12 protein-coding genes are annotated in these 16,539 nt (G+C 69.9%); all 12 read right to left on the bottom strand.

The annotated features are described in order from the left end of the window. Positions 1–12: 12 nt before the first annotated feature. The 12 genes from NR792_RS32110 to NR792_RS32165 all read right to left on the bottom strand — a co-directional run bounded on the left by NR792_RS32110 (position 13) and on the right by NR792_RS32165 (position 16,470). Complete coding sequence (locus NR792_RS32110; RefSeq protein ID WP_375756528.1) at positions 13–741, bottom strand: DUF2652 domain-containing protein; 729 nt, start codon at positions 739–741, stop codon at positions 13–15. A gap of 36 nt (positions 742–777) precedes the next feature. Continuing rightward, a complete protein-coding gene (gene mfd / locus NR792_RS32115; protein ID WP_375756529.1) occupies positions 778–4,362 on the bottom strand; it encodes a transcription-repair coupling factor in 3,585 nt (1,194 codons plus the stop codon). Between the two features lie 169 nt (positions 4,363–4,531). Next, on the bottom strand, positions 4,532–5,230 hold the full coding sequence (locus NR792_RS32120; RefSeq protein ID WP_375756530.1) for a Tfp pilus assembly protein FimT/FimU: 699 nt from the start codon (positions 5,228–5,230) through the stop codon (positions 4,532–4,534). Further along, the gene (locus tag NR792_RS32125; RefSeq protein ID WP_375756531.1) at positions 5,227–6,468 is read right to left on the bottom strand and encodes a PilW family protein; all 1,242 of its coding nucleotides are present in this window, start codon (positions 6,466–6,468) and stop codon (positions 5,227–5,229) included. The genes NR792_RS32120 and NR792_RS32125 overlap by 4 nt, the downstream gene beginning before the upstream one ends. Next, a complete protein-coding gene (locus tag NR792_RS32130; RefSeq protein ID WP_375756532.1) occupies positions 6,465–6,974 on the bottom strand; it encodes a prepilin-type N-terminal cleavage/methylation domain-containing protein in 510 nt (169 codons plus the stop codon). The genes NR792_RS32125 and NR792_RS32130 overlap by 4 nt, the downstream gene beginning before the upstream one ends. Next, entirely contained in the window at positions 6,971–11,308 is a 4,338-nt protein-coding gene (locus NR792_RS32135) for a DUF4114 domain-containing protein (protein ID WP_375756533.1), read from the bottom strand. Before NR792_RS32135 ends, NR792_RS32130 begins: the two co-directional genes overlap by 4 nt. Next, positions 11,308–11,757, bottom strand: a complete 450-nt coding sequence (locus tag NR792_RS32140; protein WP_375756534.1) for a c-type cytochrome — start codon at positions 11,755–11,757, stop codon at positions 11,308–11,310. The genes NR792_RS32135 and NR792_RS32140 overlap by 1 nt, the downstream gene beginning before the upstream one ends. 25 nt (positions 11,758–11,782) lie before the next feature. Beyond that, a complete protein-coding gene (locus NR792_RS32145; protein WP_375756535.1) occupies positions 11,783–12,484 on the bottom strand; it encodes a hypothetical protein in 702 nt (233 codons plus the stop codon). A gap of 199 nt (positions 12,485–12,683) precedes the next feature. After that, positions 12,684–13,004, bottom strand: a complete 321-nt coding sequence (locus NR792_RS32150) for a hypothetical protein (RefSeq protein ID WP_375756536.1) — start codon at positions 13,002–13,004, stop codon at positions 12,684–12,686. A gap of 50 nt (positions 13,005–13,054) precedes the next feature. After that, positions 13,055–13,393, bottom strand: coding sequence for a c-type cytochrome (locus tag NR792_RS32155; protein WP_375756537.1), 339 nt, complete (start codon positions 13,391–13,393; stop codon positions 13,055–13,057). Between the two features lie 43 nt (positions 13,394–13,436). Next, positions 13,437–15,131, bottom strand: a complete 1,695-nt coding sequence (locus tag NR792_RS32160) for a hypothetical protein (RefSeq protein WP_375756538.1) — start codon at positions 15,129–15,131, stop codon at positions 13,437–13,439. A gap of 7 nt (positions 15,132–15,138) precedes the next feature. Continuing rightward, positions 15,139–16,470 carry a methyltransferase domain-containing protein gene (locus NR792_RS32165; protein ID WP_375756539.1) on the bottom strand — a complete coding sequence of 444 codons (1,332 nt, stop codon included), beginning with the start codon at positions 16,468–16,470 and terminating at the stop codon, positions 15,139–15,141. Between the last annotated feature and the right edge of the window lie 69 nt (positions 16,471–16,539).

Here is a 16,539-nt window from a genome sequence, read left to right on the forward strand (position 1 = left end):
GGGCGCGGCGCCTCAGGGCTTCTTCGGCGCGGCGTCGACGACCTCGACGTTGCGGAAGCCCTCGCACGCCTCCTTGAAGCCGAGCACGTACTTCAGCGAGCGCAGCTCCATCGTCAGCTTGTTCCACAGCTTGCGCAGCAGGCTGGGGCGCGGCGCGGGCACGCTCGCCACCAGCGTGCTCAGGTCGAGGTAGTGCGTCGCCGTGCGGCCCATGCCCTCGAAGTCGTGCTCCAGCCCCTGGCTGAGCTGGCGCAGCTCCGGCTCCAGGCCCTGGTGCACCGTGTCCGTCATCAGGACGTACTCGGACACGGGCACGTCGTTCTTCAGCATCCGGTGCACGAGGATGACGTCCACCCCGGCCAGCTCCGTGAGGTGCTTCACCTTCTGGAAGGCCACCTCGCCGGCGTGGGCCACGAACTTGAGCGTCAGGGCGCCCACCTGCGTGCACCCGTCGCACCGGCACATGCGGTCCAGGGCCAGCTCCTCCTTGCGGGCCAGGAAGGCCCGGCGGATGGCCGCGACCTGCCGGGCCACCGGGCTGACGTCGTCGCCCACGGCGTAGAAGAAGGCCGCGTCGCCTTCGAGCTTCGCCAGCTTGAACCGGCCGGACGCATCGATGACGGCCTCCAGCAGCTGCGCCACCGTGTCCTGCGCGTGCGCGAGGCCGAAGCGGTGCTGCCGCATGAAGCGCGTGTAGCCGCCGATGTCCGCGATGAGCAACAGCGCCTTCTCAATCGCCATTCGGCGGCCAGCCTAGCTCAAGTCCCCCCGCGTGCGTCAGTGCCGGGGCAGCGCGCAGGTGCCCACGTCGCGCAGCAGCTTGTGCGCCTCCGCCAGCAGCGCGTGCCCCTTCACCTCCGCGGGCACGCGCGCGATGAGCTTCATGTCCGGCGTCAGCCGGTAGAAGCCCTTGGAGCGCTGCACCAGCCCCGCCACCTTCGCGCCGTCCAAGAGCGCGTCGCCGCCCAGCGCCAGGGACAGCCGGCCCGGGCCCGCCTCCAGCGCGCGCAGCCGCAGCTCGCGCATGTCGATCTTCAGGAGCGTCACCTCGGAGAGGGCGTCCACCTCGTCGGGGGCCTCGCCGTAGCGGTCCACCAGCTCCGCGCGCAGGTCCGTCACCTCGTCCGGGTGGCTGGCCTGGCTGAAGCGCTTGTAGAACACCAGCCGCTGGTGCACGTCCGCCACGTAGTCGTCCGGGATGAGCGCCGGCATGGGCAGGTTGATGTCCGGCTCCACGTGCACCTTGGGCGGCATGCCCTGCAGCTCCGCGACGGCCTCCTCCATCAGCTGCGCGTAGAGGTCGAAGCCAATCTCCGCGATGGCGCCGGACTGCTTCTCGCCCAGCAGGTTGCCCGCGCCGCGGATCTCCAGGTCGTGGCTGGCGATGGAGAAGCCCGCGCCCAGCTCCGTGAAGTTCTGCAACACCTCCAGGCGCCGCTGCGCGTCCTTCGTCACCGGACGGCGGGTGGGCACCAGCAGGTACGCGTACGCGCGCTCCTTGCTGCGGCCCACGCGTCCGCGCAGCTGGTAGAGCTGCGCCAGGCCGAACTGGTCCGCGCGGTTGACGATCATCGTGTTGGCGCTGGAGATGTCGATGCCGCTCTCGATGATGCTCGTGCACAGGAGCACCTGGAACTTGTGCTCCGTGAACTGGAGCATCACCTTCTCCAGCTGCCCCTCGCCCATCTGGCCGTGCGCCACGCCGATGGAGACGTGGGGCAGGAGCTTCTTCAGCTCCTGCTCCATGGAGGGCAGGGACTCCACGCGGTTGTGCACGAAGAAGACCTGGCCGCCGCGGGCGATTTCCCGCTCGACGGCTTCCTTGATGGCGGCCTCGTCGTACTTCATCACGAAGGTGCGGATGGCCCGGCGGTCCTGCGGCGGCGTGGCGATGATGCTCATGTCGCGCACGCCGGACATGCTCATGTGCAGCGTGCGCGGGATGGGCGTCGCCGTCAGCGTCAGCACGTCCACCTGCGTGCGCAGCCGCTTGAGCGCCTCCTTCTGCTTCACGCCGAAGCGCTGCTCCTCGTCCACCACCAGCAGCCCCAGGTCCTTGAAGGACACGTCGCCCGCCAGCAGCTTGTGCGTGCCGATGACGATGTCGACCTTGCCCTCCTTGGCGCGGCGGAGGATGTCGCGGATCTCCGGCGGCTTGCGGATGCCGGAAATCACTTCCACCGTGACGGGGTAGTCCTTGAAGCGCTTCTTGAAGGAGTGGAAGTGCTGCTGCGCCAGCACCGTGGTGGGCACCAGCACCGCCACCTGCTTGCGGTCCAGCGTGGCCTTGAAGGCGGCGCGCATCGCCACCTCCGTCTTGCCGTAGCCCACGTCGCCGCAGACGAGCCGGTCCATCGGCTGCGCCTTCTGCATGTCCGCGAGCACGTCCTCGATGGCCTTCGCCTGGTCCGGCGTCTCCTCGAACTCGAAGTCCGCCTCGAACTGGGCGAAGTAGCGGTCCGGCGGCGCGAACGCGTAGCCGGGGTGCGCCTTGCGCGCGGCGGCCATCTGCAGCAGCTCCGCCGCCATCTTGAGCAGCTGCTCCTTGACGCGCTTCTTCGTCTTCTCCCAGCTCGTCGTGCCCAGCTTGTCCAGCTGGACCTTCTCCGGGTCGCCGCCGGTGAACTTCTGGATGAGCCGCATGCGGCCCACCGGCAGGTAGATTTTGTCCCGCCCCGCGTACTCCAGGACGAGGAAGTCCCCCGGCACGCCCTGCACCTCCATCTTCGTCAGGCCCGCGTAGCGCCCGATGCCGAAGTCGGTGTGGACGATGAGGTCGCCTTCCTTCAGGTCCTTGAAGCCCGCGGCGAACGCGTCCAGCTTCTTGCTGCGCTTGACGCGGCGGCGCGAGCGGACGCCGAAAATCTCTTCATCCGCGAGCACCGCCAGCCGGCCCTCGGGGTCGGTGAAGCCGTGGCTCACCTCGCCGGTGAACAGGTGCGCCCACACCGCCGGCTCGTAGAGCTTCGCCGGGTCCTGCAGCGCTTCCGTGTGCACCTTCACCATCACGGAGCGGTCCAGCAGAAGCCGCTTGAGCCGGTCCGCCTGGCTCAAGGTGCCGCACGCCACCGCGCACGCCACGCCCGTGTCGCGCCAGCGCTGGAGCCGCTCCACCAGCGGGGTGAGCGCGCCCTCCTCACCGTGGTGCGCGAGGATGGCCTCGCGCAGGTCCTGCGTCGTGCCGAAGGTGAAGGCCACGGGCGCCTCGGACTGCGAGAGCGACAGGCCGCCGCCCTCCACCACGCGCAGGGCCTTGAGGCCCGCCGCCACGCCCTCGCGCGTGAGGAAGTGGTGCTCCGGCGGATAGGTGAGGTCCTGGCGCGCGTCCGCCTCCTCCACGCCCTTCGCCAGCTCCGCCCACAGCTCCTCCAGCGCGCGGTCCAGCCCCACCGGGTCGTCCAGGTAGACGACGGGCTCCGGCGCCCACGCGCGCAGGTAGTCGAACACCGAGGCCAGGCCGCCCTCGAAGAAGCCGGGCAGGAGCCCCTCCAGGCCGAAGCCGGGCAGCCCTTCGCGCAGCGCGTCCAGCCGCTCGCGCAGCTTGATGGTGGGCAGGTTGATGCGGTCCGCCACCGCGCGGGCGGCGGCCTCGGCGCGCGGGCGGGTGTCGTCGGTGAGCAGGAGCTCGCGCGCGGGCACCAGGTCCACGCTCTTGAGCGCGTCCACGGTGCGCTGCGACTCCGGGTCGAAGACGCGGATGGACTCGATGGTGTCCCCGAAGAACTCCAGGCGCACCGGCCGCTCGTACAGCGGGCTGAAGACGTCCAGCAGGCCGCCTCTCACGCTGAAGGTGCCCTTGTCCTCCACCAGCGGGCTGTTCTGGTAGCCCATCAGCGCCAGCTTCCGCGCCAGCGAGTCGCGGTCGAAGTCCTGGCCCACCTCCACGCGCTGGGCCAGCCCCTCCATCACCCCCAGCGGCAGCACGCGGCGGTGCAGCGCGCGCAGGGACAGCACCAGCGCGGGGAACGGCGTGCCGCGCGCCAGGTGGAACAGCGCGCCCAGCCGCTCCGTGATGGGGCCCGCCTCCGGCGACAGCTCGTCGTAGGGGAGCACCTCGTCCGCGGGCAGGCGCAGCACGCGCGGCTCCAGCAGGCTGCCGGTGCCGCCCAGGAAGAAGGCCAGGTCGTGCGCGAGCGCGTCCGCCGCCTCTTCATCCACCGCCACGCACACCAGGGGCGCGCGCAGCTCGCGGTGCAGGCGGGCGAGCAGGTGCCCGCGCGCCGCGCCCTTCACCCCCTGCGTCCGCGCACGGTGCCCCGCGCGCAGGGAGGCCAGCAGCCGGGCGAAGGCATCACCGGAGGGAGGAGGAGCGCCGCCGGGCCAGGAGGTGCCGTCGGACTTCGGAGGAAGAGAGGTATCCATTCGAGGGCCCGTGTGGGGCCCTCGGCTAATTAGGGTGCGCCCTGTCCCAAATCAACGCTGGATACGGACACCTGTCGTGTCCATGGACCGCACAGGACGGCCGCCCGGCGGGGAGGCTCACACGCGCCCGGGACACCGGAGGGTCCCCGGGCGCGCGCAGGTCACGTCCTCAGGGCGGCGGCATCGAGCACGCCGTCGCCAGCCGGACGTCCTTGCGGGCGGTGTCGGTGGTGGTGGCGGCCAGTGAGTCGCAGTCCATCACGCTGGACAGGCCTGTCAGCGGCTCCACCATCAGCACGCTCTTGGCGCGGTTGGAGGTGAAGAGGAACTGGATGGACTCGTCCTTCGGGGCCTTCTCGGCGATCTTGCCGGGCTGGCCGAGCAGCCCCCTCAGGCAGTCCTGCTGGAGCACCGGCCGGCCCGTGCCCGGCAGGAAGCACAGGTTGTTGATCTTCGAGGCGTCCATCGTGGGCGGGATGACGATGTCCGGTCCCGTCTCGCTGCAGCACGCGGGCGTATCGCGGCAGGTCGTGGTCACGCAGGCGGTGATGGGACACTTGTCCACGCCCCACGGGTCTGGCGTGCTGACGTCGTCACCGCACTTCATCTGCTCCCAGCGGGCCACGGTGTACAGTCGGCCATCCGGCTGGGCGACGTTGGACTTCACCACGATGCGCACCGGCTGGCCCGCGCTGATGGCCAGCTGGCGCGCTCGCAGCGCGGACGACCACAGCTCGCGCGTGGCGGTGCTCTCCCGCTGTCCGCCAAGGCGGGTCTGCATCCCCACCACCGCCAGGGTGAGGAACACGGACACCACCGCCAGGGCGGTCAACATCTCCAACAACGTCATGCCACGAGTCTGCTTCATGGGGTCACCGGGGCCGGGGCCCGCGTCAGGCCCACCGCCATGTTGCGCGCCGCGACCCGGAAGGTGTAGCGCCTGCGCGTGTAGCCGTCCTTCGCCTGGCCCTCTTCATCCGTGCCGGTCATGTCCGCGTCCCGGTTGATGCGCCGCGTGCGGATGACCAGCGTCACCTCCAGCTCGCGCACCCGCTGGCGCAGCCGCCGGATGACCTCCGCCTTGGGGTCCGCGTACGTGCCTGGGGCGGGGAGCGCGCTTCCGTCGGGGCCCCGGTCGTCCGTCTTGCAGGCGTCCGAGGTGTAGCGGGCCAGGGTGCACTCGGAGATGGCCGGATGCGGGGCGCTGGGGTTCAGCGTGTTGTCGCCGGGGTACCAGTCCAGCTTGTTGTTCCCGCCAGCGGTGAGGTTGACGACGCCCTCACGCACGGTGAGCTGCTCCACGTCACGGCTCAACACGGACCAGGCCGTCTGGTTCGGGGCGCGGTACTCCAGCGTGGGGATGCCGCCCTTCCAGTTCACCCGGTAGGCCGCGCCGCTCAGCCGCAGGGCCACCCAGTTCTCGATGTCGCCGGACGCCTTCGTCCACAGGTCCTTGTTGGCGCAGAGGTCCGAGCGGGGGAACTGGGCGGTCGCCGCCTTGATGACGAGCTTCGCGTTGGCCGCCTGCACGCTGTCCACCAGCACGGGGCAGGCCTTCTTGTTGCCCCCGCTGGCGAGCACCGCGAGCGTGGGGTTGGTGGTGTCCACCAGCGCCGTCGAGGGATTGGGGCGCGTGCAGAAGGTGACGCCCGTGGTGGCGTCCTCCTCGCGGACCCGGGACAGCGACGGGCAGGTCGTCAGGGTGATCATCCCGTTGGTGTCCCCCCAGTAGAGCTGGAGGGCGTCCGAGGCCGGGAACCCGGTGGGCGGCGGCTCGAAGTTCGTGTCCGCGCCCAGCGTGGTCCCGATGCCCGTCTTCAGGTCCGGCTTGGACCAGACCGTGATGGCCGAGCGCTCGTCGTTGGTGTTGAAGGAGATGGGCGTGTTGCCCATGCCGGTGCCCGCGCGGGACACGTCCAGCGTGATCATCTCCTTCACGGCCCGCCCGGTGACCTGGGCGGTCATCGTCTGTTCCTCGAACAGGGCGCGCTTCTGCATCTGCGTGCCCACCACCAGCCCCGTGGTGAGCACGATGACCCCGATGGCGCTGGCGATCATCACTTCAAGGAGCGTGAAGCCCCGGTCGTGGAGAGAGGAGGGCTTCATGGGGCCATCCGGCTCTGGAGGACCACCATCTGCCGGTCCGCGCGGATGCCCGGCTCATCCCAGCTCACCGACACCCGCACGTTCACGAGCGTGCCCGTCGTGGTCCCCACGAGCCCGCGGGTGATGGCCGGCTCACCGGCCTTGCCGTCCTCGATGCTGGCGGCGACCTTGGAGTTGTCCACGTCCACGGTCACCGTGTACTTGCGCGCGATGACATTCGGATCCGCGGGGACCGTGGTCCGCAAGAGCCCCTCCGACGTCTGGTAGAGGTCGAAGGTCTGGTTCGTCGCGTTCTCGCAGTTCGGCGAGCCCTGACAGCCCTCCTGGAGGATCCGCTCCAGGGTCTGCTCCGCGATGATCTGCGCCTGGTTGGCGGTCAGGGTGCGGCGGTTGGCGCGGGTCGTCTGGCTCACCACGGTCATCGCCGCCGCGACTCCCAGCAGCATGACGGCCATGGTGGCCATGACTTCCAGCAGGGTGACACCCCGTGAGGCGCGCTGCTTCATTGCGGCAATCTCCCGTCGGGCAGCGGTTCCCACATCATGATCTGCGAGCGGGGCACTCCGCTCGTCCCGGCCTGGTTGTTCCAGTTCTCGCCGCCCTTGACCTTCATCTTACCCGTCGCCGTGAGCACGAAGAGGTGCTCGTCGTGGACCACCGGCGAGGAGATGGCGTGGCCGTCCAGCTGGGCCCCCTGGCCGCCGACGAGCGCGCCGCTCGACTGGTTGGCGGTGTAGGCCTCGCCCTTCGCGTCCGCCACCAGGCTGCAGATGTCCGCCGCCGTGCCCACCGCGGTCGCCGCGTAGATGTTCTCCGAGCTGAGCGCGACGCCGCCCCACAGCTTCTGGCCCGGGCCCATCTTCTGCACCCACAGCGGGTCGAGCTCCGCGCACGGCTTGGTGCCGTTGGGATCCGTGTCCTCGAAGGCGAGCAGGTGGTACCGGTACGTGGGGTTCTTGGGGTCTGCTTCCTTGTAGCCGTCCGTGTACTTGTCCGGGTTGTCGCTGGTGCCGAAGTAGAAGCGCACCGCGGGGCCCGCGTCCGTGGCGACGACCTTCACCGCCATGTTGGAGTAGAGCTCCTGCAGGTCCAGCTGCACCTGGCTCGCGTCCGGGTGGCCCGTCAGCGCGGACGCCGCGTGGGCCACCATGCACTTCTTCACCTTGTTGCCCAGCTGCCGCCCGGTGTTCACGTCCTTGAGGTTGACGCGCCAGACGCTGCCGGCCGTGGTGGGCACGTACAGGACGTCGTAGGAGCCGTCCTGGTCCAGGTCCAGCATCGCCGTCTCCGCCGCGATGCCGGAGCCCTGCTCGAAGGTGATGACGCCCGCGTGCCGGCCAGCGGCGTTGTTGCCGGGGCCGTACTGGAGCGGCTTGCCCGTCTTCATGTCGAGGATGTAGACGGCGCCCGCGCGCGTGTCGCCCGGGTCGTAGTCGGTGCCCACCACCGCCACCCAGCGCCGGTCCGCGTCCGCCCCGGAGCCCCAGGAGATGCGCGCGATGGACGGCGCGTGCCGGGAGCCCGAGTTGTCCGGCAGCAGCACGTCGTTGTCGGGGTTGTTGTCCGTGTTGTTGGCGGCGATCGCCGAGGTGAAGGCGTTCGTCACGGCCGTGTCCGCCAGGCTGAACTCCCACAGCGGCAGCGGGTACCACGCGTCGTTCGGGTTCGTGATGTCCAGCGCGAAGACCACCGGGCTGCTCTTGCCCGTGGCGGAGATGAGCACCGTCTTGGCCCCCCGCTGCTTCTGCGACGTGGTCGCGGGCGTCCAGGTGTACTTGATGCCGCTGTCCCAGTCGTCGCGGTCACCCAGGTCCACGTTGGCGATGCTGGGCGAAGCGTCCATCTGCGGCCGCGGCAGGATGCCCGAGTTGCGGAAGCGCACGTACTGGTTGCGGTACTGGCTCAGCATCATGCTGGGCATGTAGGAGAAGGCCTCGTCGCCGTCTCCGTAGTCACGGAGCGCCTTGCTCTTGTCGGTGGGGCACGTCGTCGGGACGAAGTAGCCGCGGAACTGGGCGCCCCCCACGCAATTGTCGTTCAGCTCGTTGCGGAAGGCACCCGCCTTGATGCCGTGCAGCACGCCCGACATCGTGCCCACGAAGGCCCGGGTGGGCCGCTCCTTCAAGGGCGTCATGAAGTTCTTGCGGTACGTGTCGCGCTCGGTGCCCTTCGCGTTCTGGTACCAGTTGTCCTGGTACGGAGGGACCGCCACCGCCACGGTGGAGAGGTTGATGCCGCCCATGGACCAGGGGCGGAACTGGTTGGACTTCTTGTTCTCGTACCCGTACAGCCAGTCGATGAGGAACTGGCGGTCGCTGTAGGGGGCGTTGGTATCCGCGGACGTGGCGACGGTGCACGTCTTGTCGAAGTTCATGTCGTACAGGTAGCGGCCGTCGATCTCGCTGTACGTGTTGCACAAGGAGTCCGGCAGCAGCGTGCTGCCCATCGCGCTCACGTCCGCGCGCTGCCCCGAGCTGTTCATCGTGTAGAGCTTGCGAGCGGAGCCGGCCAGCGACAGCGCCATCACGCGGCCGGCTTCCCAGCGCAGCTTCGGGTCGGTCTTGGCGACGCCCGGGTCGTAGAGCGACTGCATGTACAGGCGGCCGCGGATGGTGAAGTCCTTGGAGCCGTCATAGGTGCGGATGCCGGCCTCGGGCAGGGTGCCCGGGTCGCTCCAGCTCGCGCCCCAGTTCTGGCCCGGCGTCTCGTTCACGCCCCAGACGGCGACGTTGCCCAGCGTGCTGGGGCTGGAGCGCGCGTAGGAGCCGGAGCGCACCGCCTGATAGCCGATGTCGACGTTGTCGATGATGGGACGGCACAGCTCGCTGGGGCTGCTGATGTCCACCTTCCAGCACAGCTGCGACCCGGTGAGGCCCAGCGCCAGGATGTCGATCTCCACTTCCTGGTCGGGGTACTCCTTGTCGTTGTTGAGCGGCACCGGCACCCACGTGGGGTTGTCGTTGGGCTCGTACTTGCCCGCGGCGTTCAGCGTGCGGCAGTCCACGGCGATGGAATAGGTGATGGTGGGCTTCACGCCGCTCGCGGTGCAGGCGCCGATGACCTCCTCGGTCCAGCAGGGCGCCTTCGTGCAGGCGGTGACGGCGGGGCAGGCCGGCCCAACGCAGGCGGGCTTGGTGCGGATGCCCGCGGGCGGGGTGCCCGCGTACGGGGCGACGTCGTCCTGGCGGCGGAAGCGGACCTTGGTGATGGTGAAGTCCGGGCCCAGATTGCCCTTGGCCGGGTCGTCGGTCATGACGTCCGAGGACACCGTGCTGGACTTGGCGCCACCACCGTTCTCCTTGTTGATCATGAACACGATGTCGTTGAAGTCGCGGTCACCGCCGCCGTTGAGGTCCTCGAAGCCGAGGATCCACCGGAAGGGGTCCGTGGTGGGCGCGCCCACGATGACGTGGGGCATGTAGTTCATGCTGGCCATGGCCAGGGCATCATCCGGGTCGGTGATGTCCGAGCCCGGAGCCGCCACGGTCACGCCCTCCATGGGCATCTTCAGGTTCTTGTACGCGACCGTGTCCAGGCGGTCGAGCGTGTCCTGATCCAGCCAGCCGCACGCGCTCTTGTTCGTGTTCACGATGCCGCAGGCTTCATCGTCCGTGGGGGAGTTGCAGCCATCCGAGTAGCCGCAGCCGATGTTGCGCTCCGCCACCTTGTTGTCCACGGGCGCCTGGAAGTTCTGGTCCAGGTTCCAGGTGGACTTGGAGAAGAACACGGAGATGGACGTCTGCAGGTGCAGCAGGCACATGCCGTCCGTTTCCGGTTTGCCCTCATAGGGCTGGCGCTTGAGGCAGGGGGCGACCGTGTTCTTGGACGTGTTGTGTTCCGCGCCGTAGTAGACGACGGCGAAGAAGACGATCTCCTTGCCACCCTCGACGAGGCCCAGGTTGACCCGGCGGTCACCGGTGTTGATGTTGTGGTAGTTGGTGTAATCCGGATCGCCGACCGGGGGGGCGGGGAGCTTGAGGCCCCGGAAGTCGTACTGGGAGGTGTTGTAGTCCGGCACGCCGTCGTTGTCCTCGGTGGCGTCCCCGACGGGCCCCAGGTTGCCGTGGACGTCATCGTCGGAGTCATCGTCCGCCAGCAGGAAGACCATGCGACCCAGGCCTTCGTTGTCGTTCAGCGGCGCGGCCGGCTCCAGCAGGTTGGGGATGTACGGAAACAGCCCGTTGTCGCCGCCGCTGCCGACGTCGTTGACGCCGACCCAGTCGTTTTTTTCGATGTTGTCGTTCTCGCGGCCCGGACGCCCGTCCGTCACGTCCGTCTTTTGCCTGAAGGTCGCGTCGCAGTTGCCCCTCACCGCCAGGTCGGGCTCCATGTACTTCTTGCCACCGGACGTGAAGGACTTGTTACAGCGCCGCGTCTTGCCGATGTACCGGCGCGCGGCGGTGAAGGTGGTGTCGTCGTCCGGCGTCAGGTTGTAGATGGCTTCGTGCAGGTCGGCGATGCCGTTGCTGTTCTTGTCGAGGAGCTTGCCGCTGGCGTCCGCGTAGCCCTCCTTCACCACGTCGTCCAGGTACATGTAGCCGAGCGAGTGCGACGCACCGGCGGACTCGTACACGTAGTCGATGGTGACGTTCTGGTCGAACGGGAAGGTGATGTTCTCCGAGTCCAGGCGCTTGAGGTTGGTGTTGAGCTGGAGCCGGCCGTCGGTGCGCAGCTCGATGGTCTTGTTCTGGACCGAGAGGCCGTCAACGCCGCCCAGCTTGAAGGCGCCTTGCTTGTCGTTGGCCAGGTCGTCCTGGCAGAGCTGCTGCGCGTTGGTCAGCGAGGGCGTCGTGACCGCCAGCACCAGCGCCGTGAGGGTTCGTTGAAAGAGCGTGTGCATCACTTCTTCCCCTGGTTCTGCGGCGGGTTCTTCGCCTTCGCTTCGGCCTCGGCCTTTTGACGCGCCTTGCGCGCCACCACCTGCTGCTCCAGCTGCTTGCGCAGCCGCATCCGGCGCGGCGGCGGCGGCGCCACCACCACGGTGGACAGGAAGCTGGTGAGGCCATCCAGCTCATCGCGCGACAGCAGGCGCGTGTCGCAGTTGGTCTTCGGGTTGATCCGGTGGGGGGACTCCACCCACGTGCGGACCTCCACCAGGGTCTTCTTGCTCAGCACCTGGTCCATGTAGGGACCCACGGGCTTGCGGACGCCCAGCGGCCCCACGCGGTTCTCCGTGGGGGTCCGGGCCTGGTGGCATTGCGCGCAGGCCTTGTTGAAGGCCACCTCGCCTCGTTCCTGGGCGCTGGCGACCACTGGGAGCAGGAGCAGCAGGGGAATCAGGCGTTTCATGGGGGGCTCGTGGGGAAAGACGAGGTCACGGAAGGGTGATGGTGACGCCATCGGGCGACTTCTGGTCCGTGGGATTGTTGTAGGTCATGTCCGGGCCGCAGCCCTTGGTGATGCAGCCGGGCGCGAAGATGGATTCACCGGTCGCGTTGGTCACCAGCGCCTGGACCATGGAGCGCGTCGGGCGGCCATTCGCCGTGGTCACCTCGCCCACGGCGAGGATCCACAGCTGGCGGTTGCTGTCGACGGTGTTCTGGTCGTCGTCCGCGTCGTCCCGGACGAAGACGCGGTAGCGCACGTTGTTCTGCTCCGGGTAGTCCACGCCCGCGGGGATCTCCGCCGCGCTCAGGTTGGTCTTGAGGACGGTGTAGTTGTTCCACTTGCCCGGCGCCGTTCCCGGCAGCAGCTCGTACCAGGGGGGATTGGCGGCGGCGAGCGCGGGGATGTCGCTCACCGGCGTGGCCCCTCCCAGCGCGGCGGGCAGGCCCATCGTGGAGTTGCCCCCGTTGTTGTTCAGCAGCAGGCGCACCGTCTCGCGCCCTTCCGCGAGGCCCGCCTCGGCGGCGAAGAACGCCTGCTTCTGGCGGCGGGTGTCCGCCTGGGTGTCGGCCTCGCGGCCCACCACGCTGTAGCTGAGCATCACCGCCATCGTCACGACCGCGACCACGCCCAGCGCGAGCAGGAGCGTGAAGCCACGGGACTGACGGCGGAGGGTTGGGCGACGCACCATCTGGGGGCTCCTTCGCGTGCCCCTGGGGGGAGGCACGCCTTGGGGCCTCTGAACAGCAAGCTTCGTGCCGGGAATTCCGGCGCTCAACCCGCCGGAATGAGGGGAGCGCGCGGAGGGGTGGGTGCCGTTTGACGTCAGCGGGCTGCGCAAAGTTTGCGAGCCCCCCTCATTCTTGCGAGGTGCGCCTGGGGGCGCGATGTCAGCGCTGGCCGCCGCGCACGGCGGCGCGCAGGCGGAGCATGTCGTCCAGGACGCCGGGGTCCACCAGCTCCAGGGCGGCCTTCTGGGAGAGGGCGCGGGTCTGCCGGCGGTACTCCTCCTCTTCCTCCTCGCCGCCGCCCTTGCCGCCGCCGTCGCCGCCCTTGCCGCCGCCCTTGCCGTCGCCGCCCTTGGGCATCAGCGCCACGGGCTGGGAGACGCCCGGCTCCAGGCGGGGGAAGGCATTGGCGTCGGCGCGCACCGACGTGAAGAGGCTGACCATGGACAGGCAGAACACGAGGGCGACGGTGAGGGTCTTCATGGCGGCTCCAATTCTCCCAACCCCCACGACGCCCGGGCGCGAGGGGTTATTCACGGGGCCTTCTCCTGGGGCTTGAAGGTGCGGATGTATCGCACCAGGGCGTCCAGCTGCTCCGGGGTGAGCCGGTCCTTGTAGGCCTTCATCTTGGGGTTGTGGGACGAGCCGTTGGCGATGACGGCGCGGATGTCCGCGTCCGACTCGGCCTTCTGCCAGGCGGCGCGGCTCATGTCGGGGATGGACTCCTTCTGGCCCATGCGCGTCTGGGCGCGGCCATCCGGGCCGTGGCAGTTCTTGCAGCTCTTGTCCCAGAGGGCCGCGGGGTCCTCCGCGTGGGATACGGCCGGGGCGCACAGCAGGAGGGTGGACAGCAGGCACCACCGCGTCGTCATGCACGGTCTCCGAGGGAGGGGGAGCCCCAGTATAGCCACGCGCTCAGGAACCCGCGCGGGGCCAGAAGGGCGTGGCGGAGCGGCCGGGAGGCTGGAGCCAGACGGACTCCAGGAAGCGCACCGCGTTCATGTCCGCCTGGTCGTTCCGGGTGAACAGCGCCTGCGCGCTCGCGAGCACCGCCAGCGTCGCGAGCCCCGCCGCCCAGGCCGCTGGTGACACCGCGCGTCCCGCCGCGTCCCGGCCCAGCGTCCCGAAGACGTACGCCGCCACGCCAGCGAGCGCCGCGAACAGCACCGCGCCCGCGAGCGCCGTGGGCAGGCCCAGGAAGGCGAGGAGGTTGGGCGGGTGGTAGCCGTCCAGGAGCAGCGGCCGGGCCAGCGCGAGCACGGGGGTGGAGACGTCGTCGGGGATGTAGTTGACGAAGGTGGCCAGGCCGGTGACGAGCACGGACACCGCGCACAGCATGGCCGCGATGCCGGACAGCACCGGCCGTCCCGCGCCCCTCAGCCGCTCCAGCACCAGCCCCGCGGGCAGGAGCAGGAAGGGCACCAGCCCCGTGAGGTGCCGCGGCCCCGTCGTCCAGCCCCACGAGTCGTAGGTGAACGACGAGGTGAAGTACGTGTAGCCGGCGAGCGTCGCCACGGACATCCAGAAGAGGGCGCGTCCCTCCGGGGACGTCCTGCCCAGGCGCTTGAGCAGCCCGAGGCCGGGCAGCGCGAGCAGCAGGAACGGCGACAGGGTGAAGAGGCCCCGGAGCGGGGAGAAGAACGACAGCGTGAAGGCGCGCGGATCCGGCGTGCGGATGCCCAGGAAGCCGCCCAGGTGCCACGGCTGGTAGGCCGCGTCGTTGAGGTGCTTGTAGCCCGTCTCCAGCGGGTGCCCGAAGGTGGCCTGGTGGTAGAGCCCCAGCGCCACGATGAAGGGCAGCGCGCCCAGCACCGCGAGCCCCGTGGCCCGGCCCAGCTTCTTCAGCCGCTCAGGCCACGGCTCCGGCGTGCCCAGGACGGTGAGGACGGCGTAGAGGACGAGGCCCAGCACGCCCAGCGCGCCGGTGTACTCGGCGGCGACGGTGGCGCCCGCGCACGCGCCGGCCACGACGTAGCCGCGCTCGCGCCACTCGCCCCGGGACAGCCGCCAGAGCGCGTAGAAGCCCGCGAAGAGCAGCACCGCCGTCGTCTGGTGGCTCATGAAGAGCAGCGAGTAGCTGAACGCGAGCGAGCCCAGCGCGTACGTCACCGTGACGCCGTCCGCGACGACGGGCGACAGGAACGCGCGCAGGAAACGGCGCACCCCCCACAGCAGCCCCAGCGTGGGCAGCACCGTGAGGAAGAGGCGGCTGAAGAAGACGAGCGGCACCTCCGGCACGGCGTAGCGGTGGCCGCCGCCCACGGCCCTCAGGCCCGCGTACACGGGCACCGCGGCGAAGGACAGGAGCGGCGCCTTGGACGGGTAGTAGCGCCCGTCCATCACCGACAGGTCGCCCACCGGGCCGTAGTCGCGCAGGGCGCGGTTGATCTCCAGCGTCCCGTCCTCCACCAGGGCGCGCGTCTGCCACAGACGGCACAGCTCGTTGGGCGAGCGCAGGCCCGGGTGGTACGGGAAGAGGACCACGTAGAGCGCCGCCACCGTGGCCCACACCGCCCTTGGCAGACCGGGGACGCGGGGCGCGGGCGCCACGCCAGGTGGCGCCGGGGCCGCTTCGACGGGCGGCGGGGTGGGGTGGGGCGCGGCGCTCACGCGGGCATCAGACGGCGCGGCCGACGGCGAACAGGCTCATGCCCACGGGCAGCTTCACCTGACGCTCGGCCTGGGCGAACAGGGGCGCCAGCGTGTCGAAGAGCTTGAGCTGGAGCTTGGGCACCGCGCGGCGGCGCATCAGGCGGCTGTTGACGAACCAGCCCGGCAGGCCGACGAGGTTCATCCACTCCAGCGTGTCCACGCGGAAGCCGTTCTCTTCCAGCACCGCGCGCAGGGACTCCGGGGTGTAGCGGCGGTAGTGGCCCACGGCCTCGTCGATGGCGCCGAACAGCTGCGGCAGCGCCGGCACGAGGATGAGCACGCGGCCGTCCGGCTGCAGAATCTGGCGGAAGCGGCGCACCGCGGACGCGTCGTCCGGGATGTGCTCCAGCACGTTGGACAGCACGATGGTGTCCAGGTTCTCCGCCTTCAGCGACTCCCAGTCCGCCAGCGCCACGTCGGACAGGTAGGGGCGCACGTGGGGCTTGCCGCGGAACATGTTCTTCAGGCGGTCCACGTAGAAGCGCTCCACCTCCAGCGCGACCAGGTGCTCCGCGCCGTCCTCCAGCTCGCGGGTGATGGTGCCGATGCCGGCGCCAATCTCCAGCACGCGGCGGCCCATGTGCTCGCGGAAGCGGCGGCCCAGCCACTGGTTGTAGTGGGTGGCGCCGTCCATGCGCTCCAGGGTGGAGTAGCCCTCGTGCTGGTTGTCCGCGTCGTCGCGCACGGTGGCGTAGCGCACCAGCGTGCGCAGGCGGGCCAGGTGCGCGGAGGCCGGGCGGCGCGGCACGGCCTGCAGCGGCGGCAGGGGCACCTCCGTGAGGCGGAAGAGCTGCGCGGCCAGCTTCACCACCAGCTCCGCGTCCACCGCGTCGTCATCGCTGGTGAGCTGGATGGAGCGCAGCGCCTCCGTGCGGAAGGCGCGCAGGCCGGTGAGCGGATCCGTCAGGGCCACGTCGGTGACGAAGCGGGTGATGCCGCCCAGCGCGCGCTCGGCCACCATCTCCGGGGACATGCCGGGGCGCCGGCCGAAGACGCCGTCCGCGGTGTCGTCGCGCAGGGGCTGCACCAGGGCGTCGTAGGTGTCCGGCGAGTAGGCGGCGTCCGGGTCCTGGAGCACCGTGTGCGTGCCGGTGACGTGGGGCAGCGCGGCGCGGATGGCCGCCCCCTTGCCGCCCTGGGCGGCGAGGACGTGGACGTTGGGACCGGGCGTGACGTCCACCGGACCTTCACCCGCGAGGACGACCTGGGCCTGACCGGAGAGCGCGTGGGCGAACCGGGCGGCGGCGGCGGCGGTCGCGGGGGTGAAGGGCAGGACGACGGAGAGAGCAGGAACCATGGCGCCGCTCACTACCACAGGCGCTTCCGGGGTGCGCGTTCGCGGACCGGATCGGATGGACGAGGGGCA

The sequence above is a fragment of the Corallococcus exercitus genome, from assembly GCF_042231735.1.
GTDB classification, from domain to species: domain Bacteria; phylum Myxococcota; class Myxococcia; order Myxococcales; family Myxococcaceae; genus Corallococcus; species Corallococcus exercitus_B.

Excerpts from the sequence above, each read along its gene's own strand:
- NR792_RS32110 (WP_375756528.1), bottom strand. The coding sequence starts at position 741 with ATGGCGATTGAGAAGGCGCTGTTGCTCATCGCGGACATCGGCGGCTAC.
- mfd (WP_375756529.1), bottom strand. The coding sequence starts at position 4,362 with ATGGATACCTCTCTTCCTCCGAAGTCCGACGGCACCTCCTGGCCCGGC.
- NR792_RS32120 (WP_375756530.1), bottom strand. The coding sequence starts at position 5,230 with ATGAAGCAGACTCGTGGCATGACGTTGTTGGAGATGTTGACCGCCCTG.
- NR792_RS32125 (WP_375756531.1), bottom strand. The coding sequence starts at position 6,468 with ATGAAGCCCTCCTCTCTCCACGACCGGGGCTTCACGCTCCTTGAAGTG.
- NR792_RS32130 (WP_375756532.1), bottom strand. The coding sequence starts at position 6,974 with ATGAAGCAGCGCGCCTCACGGGGTGTCACCCTGCTGGAAGTCATGGCC.
- NR792_RS32135 (WP_375756533.1), bottom strand. The coding sequence starts at position 11,308 with ATGCACACGCTCTTTCAACGAACCCTCACGGCGCTGGTGCTGGCGGTC.
- NR792_RS32140 (WP_375756534.1), bottom strand. The coding sequence starts at position 11,757 with ATGAAACGCCTGATTCCCCTGCTGCTCCTGCTCCCAGTGGTCGCCAGC.
- NR792_RS32145 (WP_375756535.1), bottom strand. The coding sequence starts at position 12,484 with ATGGTGCGTCGCCCAACCCTCCGCCGTCAGTCCCGTGGCTTCACGCTC.
- NR792_RS32150 (WP_375756536.1), bottom strand. The coding sequence starts at position 13,004 with ATGAAGACCCTCACCGTCGCCCTCGTGTTCTGCCTGTCCATGGTCAGC.
- NR792_RS32155 (WP_375756537.1), bottom strand. The coding sequence starts at position 13,393 with ATGACGACGCGGTGGTGCCTGCTGTCCACCCTCCTGCTGTGCGCCCCG.
- NR792_RS32165 (WP_375756539.1), bottom strand. The coding sequence starts at position 16,470 with ATGGTTCCTGCTCTCTCCGTCGTCCTGCCCTTCACCCCCGCGACCGCC.